At 43.1% G+C, this 12,304-nt stretch carries 10 protein-coding genes and 3 tRNA genes; 2 read left to right on the top strand and 11 right to left on the bottom strand.

Annotated elements, in window-relative coordinates; all coding sequences use genetic code 11:
• Positions 1-161: 161 nt before the first annotated feature.
• Positions 162-1,538 (bottom strand): signal recognition particle protein, encoded by a 1,377-nt coding sequence (gene ffh / locus K6Y31_RS15685; RefSeq protein WP_233053892.1) that lies wholly within the window; start codon positions 1,536-1,538, stop codon positions 162-164.
• A 229-nt stretch (positions 1,539-1,767) separates the two neighbouring features.
• On the opposite strand from ffh, the gene K6Y31_RS15680 reads away from it, so the two are divergent.
• Positions 1,768-2,550, top strand: a complete 783-nt coding sequence (locus K6Y31_RS15680; protein WP_233053891.1) for a cytochrome C assembly family protein — start codon at positions 1,768-1,770, stop codon at positions 2,548-2,550.
• Positions 2,551-2,599: 49 nt separating this feature from the next.
• A complete protein-coding gene (locus tag K6Y31_RS15675; RefSeq protein ID WP_233053890.1) occupies positions 2,600-3,874 on the top strand; it encodes an HlyC/CorC family transporter in 1,275 nt (424 codons plus the stop codon).
• 65 nt (positions 3,875-3,939) lie between these two features.
• Here K6Y31_RS15675 and luxS read toward each other — a convergent pair whose 3' ends face one another.
• The 10 genes from luxS to K6Y31_RS15625 all read right to left on the bottom strand — a co-directional run bounded on the left by luxS (position 3,940) and on the right by K6Y31_RS15625 (position 12,160).
• On the bottom strand, positions 3,940-4,449 hold the full coding sequence (luxS, locus tag K6Y31_RS15670) for an S-ribosylhomocysteine lyase (RefSeq protein WP_233053889.1): 510 nt from the start codon (positions 4,447-4,449) through the stop codon (positions 3,940-3,942).
• Positions 4,450-4,522: 73 nt separating this feature from the next.
• A complete protein-coding gene (locus K6Y31_RS15665; RefSeq protein WP_233053888.1) occupies positions 4,523-5,146 on the bottom strand; it encodes a transglycosylase SLT domain-containing protein in 624 nt (207 codons plus the stop codon).
• 95 nt (positions 5,147-5,241) lie between these two features.
• On the bottom strand, positions 5,242-6,801 hold the full coding sequence (gshA, locus tag K6Y31_RS15660) for a glutamate--cysteine ligase (RefSeq protein ID WP_233053887.1): 1,560 nt from the start codon (positions 6,799-6,801) through the stop codon (positions 5,242-5,244).
• Positions 6,802-7,023: 222 nt separating this feature from the next.
• Positions 7,024-7,461, bottom strand: coding sequence for a YqaA family protein (locus K6Y31_RS15655; RefSeq protein ID WP_233053886.1), 438 nt, complete (start codon positions 7,459-7,461; stop codon positions 7,024-7,026).
• A gap of 500 nt (positions 7,462-7,961) precedes the next feature.
• Complete coding sequence (locus tag K6Y31_RS15650; protein WP_233053885.1) at positions 7,962-9,092, bottom strand: sodium ion-translocating decarboxylase subunit beta; 1,131 nt, start codon at positions 9,090-9,092, stop codon at positions 7,962-7,964.
• A 9-nt stretch (positions 9,093-9,101) separates the two neighbouring features.
• On the bottom strand, positions 9,102-10,889 hold the full coding sequence (gene oadA / locus K6Y31_RS15645; RefSeq protein WP_233053884.1) for a sodium-extruding oxaloacetate decarboxylase subunit alpha: 1,788 nt from the start codon (positions 10,887-10,889) through the stop codon (positions 9,102-9,104).
• 38 nt (positions 10,890-10,927) lie between these two features.
• Entirely contained in the window at positions 10,928-11,167 is a 240-nt protein-coding gene (locus tag K6Y31_RS15640) for an OadG family protein (protein WP_233053883.1), read from the bottom strand.
• Between the two features lie 620 nt (positions 11,168-11,787).
• Positions 11,788-11,864, bottom strand: a tRNA-Arg gene (locus K6Y31_RS15635).
• Between the two features lie 71 nt (positions 11,865-11,935).
• Positions 11,936-12,012, bottom strand: a tRNA-Arg gene (locus K6Y31_RS15630).
• Between the two features lie 71 nt (positions 12,013-12,083).
• Positions 12,084-12,160 (bottom strand) — tRNA-Arg (locus K6Y31_RS15625).
• Positions 12,161-12,304 lie beyond the last annotated feature (144 nt).

Here is a 12,304-nt window from a genome sequence, read left to right as displayed (position 1 = left end):
TAGAAAGCCGCAAAATTGTACTCTTATTCTCTATAAAAGCAACTGATTCCTTACCTGTTGAATGGCTATTTAACAGGTAAGGTCAAGCGGCAGACACAAAAAAAGGGAACCCGGTTCCGTTTTTTTGTGTCACGACAACAGCCGTTCATAGCGCTAAGGGATTAAAATGGACCTTTGCCTTTCATCATGCCCGGCGGCATCATACCTTGCATGCGTCCCATCATTTTGCGCATGCCGCCCTTGCCGGACATTTTTTTCATCATTTTTTGCATCTGCGTAAATTGCTTTAGTAGCTTGTTTACTTCTTGAATAGAAGTACCCGAACCTAATGCTATACGACGTTTACGCGAGCCCTTGATTATTTCAGGGCGGGAGCGCTCACCCGGCGTCATGGAATTAATGATGGCTTCCATTTGCACCGTTAGCTTATCGTTCACCTGATCTTTTACTGAATCTGGCAACTGTCCCATACCGGGTAGTTTATCCATCATACTCATCATGCCGCCCATGCTTTTCATTTGCACCAGCTGTTCACGAAAGTCTTCTAGATCAAAACCTTTGCCTTTTTGTACTTTATTGGCCAGCTTAGCCGCTTTGTCTTTATCAACTTTTTGCTCGATCTCTTCGATTAAAGACAGTACGTCACCCATGCCTAAGATTCGAGAAGCGATACGATCAGGGTAGAAGGGCTCTAAGGCATCGGTTTTTTCACCCATACCCATAAATTTAATCGGCTTACCGGTGATTTGACGAATCGACAACGCAGCACCGCCGCGAGCATCACCGTCCGCCTTGGTTAGAATGACGCCCGTTAATGGCAACGACTCATTAAAAGCACGCGCGGTATTCGCCGCGTCTTGACCTGTCATGGCATCCACTACAAACAGCGTTTCAACCGGGTTAATCGCCTTATGTAAGTCGATGATTTCATTCATCATGCTTTCATCGACGTGCAAGCGACCCGCGGTATCGACAATAACCACATCAATAAACTGCTTTTTCGCATGGCTAATAGCCGCATTAGCAATATCAATTGGTTTTTGTGAAATATCACTCGGGAAAAACTCAACTTGCACTTCGCTTGCTAAGGTTTCCAACTGTTTGATTGCTGCTGGGCGGTATACGTCAGCACTAACCACCAGTACCGATTTCTTTTCACGCTCTTTTAAAAATTTCGCTAATTTAGCCACCGAAGTGGTTTTACCGGCACCTTGCAGGCCTGCCATTAATAAAATGGCTGGGGGTTGCGCGGCTAAATCCAGTTTTTCGTTAGCGTCACCCATCGCGGCTTCAAGCTCAGACTGCACGATTTTGATGAATACTTGGCCGGGACTTAGGCTTTTAGTAACTTCCTGACCTACCGCTCTTGCTTTAACTTTAGCGACAAATTCACGCACAACAGGCAGTGCCACGTCGGCTTCAAGCAGGGCCATTCTTACTTCACGTAAGGTATCTTTAATATTGTCTTCAGTTAATCGGCCACGGCCACTGATATTTTTCAGCGAACGCGACAGTCTGTCAGTCAGATTCTCAAACATGGTTTTCTCAACAAACTTACTAATAAATTAGGGCGATTATACCCTTAAGTGGTCCAATACAACACAGTATCAAGCGCCTTAGTTTTAACCAATCCCCCCTTTTGTCTCACAAATGTTAGCCATAATGCGTGTTAAGTAACTGGATTATCCTTTGATTTATTGGCTCAAGTAGAACCCACAGGTTATACTACCAGCCTTAATTAAAGGGTAATTTACGTTAATGGAAGTGATGTCTATTTTTGCTTTAGCACTTTACGCACTCGCGACTATCGCGTGCTTAAGTCGGTTATTGCACCATCAAGGTCCCAACAAGGTGTTAGTGCTCGGCTGCGCTTATAGCGCAATGGTGCTGCAAGGCGCTTGGCTATACCAAGATATTTTTATCGCATCAGGGCAAAATTTATCTTTAATTAACGTGGCAACATTAGTTAGCTTGATTATTTGCTTAGTGTTATCAAGTGCCGCACTGCGTATTCGGGTTTGGGTGATCTTACCTGTCGCCTATGGTTTTGCCATGGTCAATCTAGGGGCCGCCACCCTGCTGCCATCAAATTACATTACTCACCTTGAAACTCGACCAGAGATAGTCGTGCACATTAGTATTGCCTTGTTGGCTTACTCAACGCTGATGATCGCCGGTCTATTTGCAACCCAATTAGGTTACTTAGATTATCAGTTAAAACAAAAACGAAAACCTTTGTTTCACCCGGCCCTGCCACCGCTAATGACAGTAGAAAAACAGCTGTTTCAACTGATATTTATTGGTACCATTTTATTAAGTTTATCCCTTGCTACCGGTTTTATCTTTTTAGATGATATGTTTGCTCAGGGTAAGGCGCATAAAGCCATACTGTCTATTGTTGCTTGGTTTTTATACATAACTCTACTTTGGGGCCACTACATCAAAGGCTGGCGCGGAAAACCTGTCATTTATGCCACGGTTATAGGTGCCTTTGTGCTTACCTTAGCCTATTTTGGCAGCCGTTTTGTCAAAGAAATAATCTTAACTTAAGCTGCTACTCAATTTTTAACCCATTTATTGACTACCAAGAGGATCCACATTGGATACCATATCGACCGAAGTACTGTTTGCCATTTTAGGTCTGTTGATCTTAATGTCAGCGTACTTTTCCAGTTCTGAAACCGGCATGATGGCGATTAATCGCTACCGACTGCGCCACCTTGTTAAACAGAATAATAAAAGTGCAATACGGGTCGAGAAGTTACTACAACGCCCTGATAAATTGATTGGCTTAATTCTCATTGGTAACAACTTAGTCAATATTCTGGCTTCGGCGATTGCGACTATCATCGGTCAACGCTTATTCGGTGATGCGGGTATCGCCATCGCCACAGGTGCACTCACCTTAGCATTATTGATTTTTGCCGAAGTGACGCCGAAAACGTTAGCGGCGTTATATCCCGAAAAAATAGCGTTTCCAAGTTCATTACTGCTGCGCCCGCTGCAGAAGATTTTCACCCCTGTGGTATGGTTTGTTAACTTTTTATCCAATGGTTTACTCAAGCTGCTACGCATAGACAGTGCCAATGGCGGTGACGACCATTTATCCCCCGACGAGTTGCGCACTATCGTTCATGAAGCTGGCGCGATGATCCCTAAACGTCACCAAGAGATGCTACTCAGCATCTTAGATTTAGAACAAGTTGCAGTAGAAGACATTATGATCCCGCGCAGTGACATTGCCGGTATCGATATTAATGATGATTGGGAGCTGATATTACGTCAGCTAACGCAATCCCCCCATACCCGAATTCTACTGTATCGTGACAATATTGATGATGCCGTTGGCTTTATTCATGCCAAAGATACCTTGCGTATGATGCTCAAAGAGCAACTCGATAAAACCACATTACTGCGCAGTGTAAAAGAGCTTTACTTCATTCCAGAAGGCACCCCCTTGAACACGCAGTTACTGAAATTTCAGCGTAGAAAAGAGCGCATAGGCTTAGTGATTGACGAGTACGGTGATATTCAAGGCTTGGTCACATTGGAAGACTTACTAGAAGAAATAGTAGGTGATTTCACCACCAGCATCACGCCAGAGGTATCTGATGAAATTCACCAGCAAGAAGATGGCAGTTTCTTAGTTGAAGGCAGCATCAGTATTCGTGATATCAATAAAGAAATGAACTGGCAGTTCCCAACTGATGGACCAAAAACCCTAAATGGCTTAATTCTAGAGTACTTGGAAGATATTCCAGCACCCAATATCAGTGTCCGTTTATTTGGTTATCCCATTGAAGTGGTAGAAGTTGAAAACAACATGGTCAAGTTAGTGCGGATCATCCCCCACCTGTACCAAGAAAAAGAATAAATAAAGCGGGCTGATATACTGTATTGAATAAGTTAGCCCGCTTTTTTTGTTGTTCAATTTATTTGTTACAGCTTTTCAAGTAATTCTTTTGGCAGCGCCAGCTCATCATTTTGATTAACTCCAACACCGCGTTCAATAATGGTTTTAGCTATCGCTTTTGCTTCATCAAGAGAATGCATCACAAACGTGCCACACTGATATTCATTAAGCTCAGGGATTTCATCTTGGCTTTGCACAACAAGCACATCTTGCATTGCAGCTAACCAGCTGTCGGCAACTGTTTGCTCAGATGGCGAGCCAATAAGGCTCATGTAAAAGCCAGTACGACACCCCATTGGAGACACATCAATAATTTCTACGGTGTCGCTATTTAAATGCTGACGGATAAAACCGGCAAATAAGTGCTCTAAGGTGTGGATACCTTTTTCTGATAGTAGCTCTTCATTTGGTACGCAAAAACGTAGGTCGAATACGGTAATCGTATCTTGGCCTGGGGTTTTCATGGTTTTTGCCACACGTACTGCAGGTGCATTCATCTTGGTATGGTCTACAGTGAAGCTATCTAATAATGGCATCTTGTTTCTCCTATCATAGTTATGGCGCTACTCTAACCAAAGCCGTGACTGGGATCTAGTTGATTGTTGGGTTTTAGCTAAAGAAAGTACGCCACAACCAACCTGAATCTAAGTCATCTTGGCACCGCTTTAATTGTTGAGCATATTGCTTGGCGCGTTGGTCAACTTTCTTTGACACCTTGATTAACCAAGGTTTTTTGTTATAACTACCTTTTCTATAGCCACCCCAACCCTCGTGATAATTAAGGTATTGACGGTAAGCATCCCATTTAGATACGCCATTAATTTTATGAGTCTTAGTGGTAAACCACCCCATAAAATCAATCGCATCGGCAAAGTCATCACGGCTGGCCCAACCGTTTCCCGTTTCACGAGTATAATCTTGCCAAGTTAACGTTTTGGCCTGGCTGTAACCATAAGCACTACTGGCTCTTCCAGTTGGGATAAATAAGAAATACTCCATCGGCGGCGCGGCATCATGCTTAAAGCTACTCTCTTGATACATCATTGCCATTGGTACATGAAGTGGCGTGCCCCATTTATCTTCCATGTCCTTCGCCGCCGTATACCAATCGCGCTTTTCTTGAAATATTTCACATAAATTTTCGGGATTTCGGGGTGGGGATGAGCTACATGCAGCCAATAAAGACACACAAGTAAGCAGAAAAAAATATTTTGTATTTTTTATTATTCCCATTGAACTCTTTGCCTCTATTGTTGCCTTAGTAAGTGCAAGAATTGTTTTTTTCATTGTTTTCAGGAGCCGTAAGGCTCCTGCTTTTTTATCTACTGCTACTTCTTGGCAAAATACTGGGTCAAAAACTCATCAAAGCCCACTTGGTCTGCCGACTCAATCGCCTGCTGCTTAATCATCGACTCAACTCTAAATTGGGTAAAATCATCTTCAGTCCAATATTGGTATGAACCAGAGGCAAGCTCTTGCTTGTATTGATTCGATAATTTGATGGCAAATTCACCATTATCTATTTCTAATGATTTTAGTTCTTTCAATAGCTGCCCAGACAAGGTGAGTTCAGGGTCAGCAAAGCTTGGCGCCAACTCAGTTAAAGCGGCGCTAAATGATTGAGTGTTGTTATCGCGATCAAGCATTGCCGCCACTTCACGCCACTCAAGCATCAGTTTTTCACCCCATTGCGGTATGGTTAATTCTTCACGACTGATCTCAAGAGTAATGCCCGGCTTTCTGCCTTCAAGTACCACTTTAGTAAAGTTGCCTTTGTATTCATTACAGCGCGATGGATCAAATTCAGCCGACGGTTTAAGGGCGCACCAAGTGAGAAAAACATCTAAGAAATAAGACTGGAGCGGTGTGATCCCCACAGCGGCGAACGGATTCACATCAAGTGAGCGCACTTCAATATACTCAATACCACGCGCCGCCAGTGCATGACGCGGCTTTTCATTGGCAAACGTGACACGCTTAGGACGGATCGGCGCGTAAAGTTCATTCTCGATTTGCAGCATATTAGCGTTTAACTGCTTATATTGGCCGTTTTCTTTTACACCAATTTTTTCAAAAGCTAGCGAGTGTGCATTGACGGCTTTTTCGACCGAATGAAGATAAGAGTCAAGCGCATTATAACTCACACACAAATCAGCTTGACTGCTATTTGTATATCCCAAATCACTCAAACGTAAAGACGTCGCATAAGGTAGATAAACCGTTCCTTTGCCAAGAGCTTCAAATGGTAAGCTGCTCTTTTTACCTTGTAAAAATGAACTACAAAGCGCAGGTGAAGCACCAAACAAATAAGGAATAACCCAGCCAAAACGGTAAAAATTACGCACTAAAGCCATATATCCAGCTGAGGCTTTATCTTGTTCACTCATTCCCGGCGCTTGCTTTAACTGCCAAAACTGCTGCGGCAAAGAGAAATTGTAATGCACACCCGAGATAATTTGCATCATACTACCGTAGCGGTTTTTTAACCCTTCACGGTAAGTGGTTTTCATTTTGCCGATATTAGAGGTGCCGTATTGCGCGAGTTCTATTTGCTCTTCATCAGCGCAGTAACAAGGCATGCTCATTGGCCAAAGCTGCTCTTGGCCCAAATTTTTCACCGTGTAATGGTGAATGTCTTGTAATTGCTCAAATAAGACCGAAGTAGCGGTTGATACTGGGGTAATAAACTCTAGTAGGCTTTCTGCAAAGTCAGTTGTAATGGTTGAATGCGTTAACGCTTTACCTAATGATTCAGGATGAGGAGTTTGCGCTAGCTGGCCATTACTAGCAACGCGTAAACTTTCCCGCTCAATGCCTCGATTGATCCCAGTCAACGCTCCAGGAGTAGCCTTTAACAGCTCAAGTTGTTGATTAAATTTTGAATTCAAGATAAAGCCTTAGTTTATGTCACACCAGTCTTATTCATAAGAGTGATAGTCGCTGGCGCCTAAACAAATAGAAGAGTCACATCATGTCACTCTGATTCACTTACAGCAAGCTGCAGAAAACACTTACCTAAACCGCTAACAGGTAAATGCGCATAATAATATGTTTGCTACCGTATATTGGGGCTGCCACTTCATATTACAAGTTTTCGCTCATACTTTGGCTCAGATAAGACCTTGAGCAATCAAAGCAATAAATGAGTAACGTAACAGCTTACCAAGCAATAGCAATAAACCTGACCAGTAGCGATTTAATTTCAACCAGCCAGCCGCAAAACAAAAAATATCACCGAAAATAGGTAACCAGCTAAATAATAAACAATAAATACCATAACGTTGCATATAAATGATGACTTTCTGTTGCTTAATTTCTAAGTTCTTTTGATAACAGCGCGCTAACCAACCAAAATAGTAAGTGAGAAATCCACCCAATGTATTGCCTATAGTTGCCACTGCGATCAAACTGTAGACTGAATATTGTTCAGCCAAGATCATAGCAGTGAGTAATACTTCAGAGCCTGCAGGTAATAAAGTCGCGGCGATAAAGCTCAGACTAAACAAGCCCCATAGTGACATAGTGTGCGTTAGCACAGTTTCGAACATTTTAATCAACCAGAAAAACCAAGTGGCAACAGTTTATCAAATTTGTTCGTTAATCTAAGCTTAAGCAAGGCGAAGTAGTCGATTTTTAACGTAAAATCAGACTAAAGGTTGCCAACTCAGACAACGCTATCACCCCTAATGCGATGTTTTTTGATATAAATAGAGCAGATGTGGCAACTCAAACGTAAGCTAAACAACGACAGGCTATGCACCCAAGGAGCGCTACAATGGCGAGAATGTTTTTAATCCCCCTAGTTATCTCATTACTTTGGCTGGGGTTTCTGCATTACAATGGTTTATCAATTAAGCAGGGCGCGAAAGGTTTTTACTGGATAGCTGGCCTGTCTGCCTTTTTAATTGGCTTTTTTACTTTAATGCTTCATTTAACACGAACATAAAAGACAAGCTAAAATAGGCCTTAACCAACGAGAACTAAGTGGGGGCAATAAAAAAGGTGGCCAAGCCACCTTTTATTAAATGCTTATCTGATTAAATAGAGATTAACCAACTAAAGCCAGTAACACACCAGCGGCGACAGCACTACCGAGTACGCCAGCCACGTTAGGGCCCATAGCATGCATCAGTAAGAAGTTTTGTGGGTTAGCTTCTAGGCCCACTTTATTCACCACTCGCGCCGCCATTGGCACCGCTGATACACCCGCAGCCCCTAATAATGGGTTAATCTTACCGCCCGACATTCGGCTCATTAGTTTCGCCATCAATACACCCGAGGCAGTACCAATCGCAAACGCCACCGCGCCAAGTACCAAAATGCCTAATGTTTCTAAGGTTAAGAAATATTTGGCTGATAACTTAGATCCAACAGCCAAGCCGAGGAAAATAGTTACCGCGTTAATAATTTCATTTTGCGCAGCATTACTTAAACGCTCTACAACGCCAGATTCACGCATCAGGTTGCCTAAACAGAACATGCCCACAAGCGGTGTTGCTGCTGGTAATAACAAGATACAAGCAAACAGCACCAATAGCGGAAATAAAATTTTCTCACGCTTGCTAACTGGTCTTAATTGCTCCATCTGGATCGCACGCTCTTTCTCAGAAGTTAAAGCACGCATGATCGGCGGTTGAATCAAAGGCACTAACGCCATGTAAGAATATGCCGCTACCGCAATCGCACCTAACAAGTGAGGGGCAAGCTTGGAAGCAAGGAATATTGCTGTTGGCCCATCCGCACCACCAATAATGGCAATGGCAGAAGCGTCCTGTAAGCTAAACTCAAAACCTGGGATAACATTCAACATGATTGCACCAAACAAGGTAGCAAAAATACCAAATTGTGCCGCGGCTCCCAAGAATAGCATTTTAGGGTTAGCAATTAGCGCACCAAAGTCTGTCATCGCGCCCACCCCCATAAAGATAAGTAACGGGAAAACACCCGTTTCAATACCAATATGGTAGATGTAGTAAAGTATGCCACCTTCGTCGGTAAAACCGGCATTGGGAATATTGGCTAAAATAGCGCCAAAACCAATCGGCAACAATAATAATGGTTCAAACTTACGTACTATCGCTAAGTAAAGTAATAAAGCACCCACCGCCATCATTACGAGCTGTTTCCACTCGAAATGATAGATACCGGTATCGTGCCAAAGGGTTAATAAACCTTCCACTGGAACTCCTTATGCCAGCGCTAGCAGGGCATCGCCAACTGCAACTGAATCACCTTCACGAACATGAATCGCTTGTACCGTACCTGCTCGAACCGCTCTGATTTCAGTTTCCATCTTCATCGCTTCCATGATCAACAGTACGTCACCTTCACTCACTTGCTCACCTTGTTGCACTAGCACTTTAAAAATAGTGCCTGATAATGGCGAGGTAATATCTTCTGCTGGACCATTTGCAGTAGCAACAGGCGCGGCAGCAGCTGAATCGACAGCAACAGGAGCCCCACCCACTGGCGTGATGGTTTCAATGCTACCTGCAGGCCCCACTTCAACATTAAATACCTGACCATCCACTTTAACCGCGTAGGTTTCAGCTTCAGTACGCGGCGCAGCCGCAGGCTTCATATCATCGGCACTTGGCACTGGCTCAAATGCGTCAGGATTATTACGATTCTCTAAAAACTTAAGGCCTACTTGTGGGAATAGCGCGTAAATAAGCGCATCGTCCACTTCATTTTCAGCAACCTTAATGTCTTTCTCTTTCGCTTTGCCTAAGAACTCAGCAGTTAATGCTGCTAACTCTGGCTCAAGTAAATCAGCAGGACGACAAGTAATGACTTCACTGCCCTCTAACACGCGTTGCTGTAGCTCGGTGTTTACCGCTGCTGGCGTAGCGCCGTACTCACCTTTAAGTACACCAGCTGTCTCTTTGGTAATGTTTTTGTAGCGCTCGCCCATTAGAACGTTAATTACGGCTTGAGTACCAACAATTTGCGAGGTAGGAGTAACAAGCGGAATAAAGCCAAGATCTTCACGTACACGTGGAATTTCTTTTAATACTTCATCTAAACGGTCACCCGCGCCTTGCTCTTTAAGCTGGCTTTCCATATTTGTTAGCATGCCACCCGGCACCTGAGCTATCAAAATACGTGAATCAACACCTTTTAGAGCGCCTTCAAATTTCACATACTTTTTGCGCACCTCACGGAAGTAAGAAGCGATGTCTTCAAGCGCATGCAAGTCTAGACCGGTATCACGTTCAGTGCCTTCTACAATAGAGACAATGGTTTCCGTTGGTGAATGACCGTAAGTCATACTCATTGAGGAAATAGCCGTATCAAGGATATCAATACCACTATCAATGGCTTTTTGCTGAGTCGCAATACTTAAACCAGTCGTAGCATGACAATGTAGGGCTAACGGTAGATCGACAGTTTCTTTAATGCGAGTAACCAATTCCTCGGCAACATAAGGCTTAAGCAGGCCAGCCATATCTTTGATACAGATAGAGTGAGCGCCCATGTCTTGTAAACGTTTAGCCATATCCACCCAAGTATCCACTGTGTGTACTGGGCTAGTCGTGTAAGAGATAGTACCTTGTGCATGAGCACCAACATTTACCGCGGCTTTGACAGCCGTTTGAAAGTTACGGACATCGTTCATCGCATCAAAGATACGAAACACATCAACACCATTGGCATGAGCTCGCTCAACAAACTTCTCTACCACATCATCCGCGTAGTGGCGGTAGCCTAATAGGTTTTGACCCCGTAATAGCATTTGATGTTTCGTGTTTGGCATTGCTTGCTTAAGCTTGCGGATGCGCTCCCAAGGATCTTCACCCAAATAACGGATACAGGCGTCAAATGTTGCGCCGCCCCAAGTCTCGAGAGACCAAAAGCCCATTTTATCGAGTTTCTCTGCAATAGGCAGCATATCTTCGATACGCATACGCGTCGCAAACAGCGATTGGTGTGCGTCGCGCAATACCACTTCAGTTATAGCGAGAGGCTTAGACATGACGTTGTGCTCCTTTAAAAAGTTTTCTTAGAACCAAGTTACTTATTATCACGGTACTGCTGTACCGCACTTGTGATGGCTGCTATTAATTTTGGATTCAATGTTGCTGGCTGAGGTTTTGCCGCTGGCTTTTTTGCTGCTACAGGCGCGGATTCAACGGGACAAAGTTTAGCCATTTGTTGAACAACAATAACTAATAGGCCAAGAAACAAAAACACTGAAATCATGCCGACCAGCATCAAGTTCCCTGCTTCTAATAACAGTTCAGTAATATCCATAATTTATTACGTCCATTCGGGCCTAAATAATAATTCATGAGCATTATTACCTAGACCTTAAAAAAGTCAAACCTACAATGAATAAATATTCACTATTAAGTCGTTTTTATATTCTTATTATATTGAGTTAGCCATCATATTACGTAGCAGAGACATTCATTGACGAGCTATCTTTTAGACATCGATAACTAATAAGCTTGAGTTATCTGTAAAAAAACAACATTTATTGGTGAAAAAGCCAACAAGTGCGATTTTTCAAAAGCCATTAAGTCTACTTATTTTACTCAATTATAAAACCCCTATGAGATCTAAATATCTCAAATTAGGTCAATAAAGCTAACAAAACTTAAAGTTATAAAATATACAGCCATAAAAAACACAAGTAGCAGACTAATATTTCAAATGAGCAAGTATTTCAGGATGTTCGCGTTCAGTCATTTTGTAGCCATCATGACACAGGCCCTTTATCAACATTTCAAAGTGCATAAATATGAATAAATAGCACAAAAAAATCAACACCCCAGCAAACAGGCAATAACAAAAAACTAACAACAAAGAGAGTATTTATTCAGGAAAAGAATGGAAGTGTGGAATAAAGAATATATAAGAAGAATAAAAAATGGCGCGCATGGAAGGAGTCGAACCTCCGACCGCCTGGTTCGTAGCCAGGTACTCTATCCAGCTGAGCTACATGCGCGCGGTAAACTTTTTATCTGGTTTAGCAGATTTTTATTCATCGTATAACTTATGTTACACAACAAATGAAAGTGGCGCGCATGGAAGGAGTCGAACCTCCGACCGCCTGGTTCGTAGCCAGGTACTCTATCCAGCTGAGCTACATGCGCGCGGTAAACTTTTTGTCTGGTTTAGCAGATTTTTATTCATCGTATAACTTATGTTACACAACAAATGAAATTGGCGCGCATGGAAGGAGTCGAACCTCCGACCGCCTGGTTCGTAGCCAGGTACTCTATCCAGCTGAGCTACATGCGCGCGGTAAACTTTTTATCTGGTTTAGCAGATTTTTATTCATCGTATAACTTATGTTACACAACAAATGAAAGTGGCGCGCATGGAAGGAGTCGAACCTCCGACCGCCTGGTTCGTAGCCAGGTACTCTATCCAGCTGAGCTACAT

Origin of the sequence: Motilimonas cestriensis (assembly GCF_021295315.1) — a bacterium.
Classification (GTDB): domain Bacteria; phylum Pseudomonadota; class Gammaproteobacteria; order Enterobacterales; family CBDFNC01; genus Motilimonas; species Motilimonas cestriensis.
This window is presented reverse-complemented; position numbering and strand designations above follow the sequence as displayed.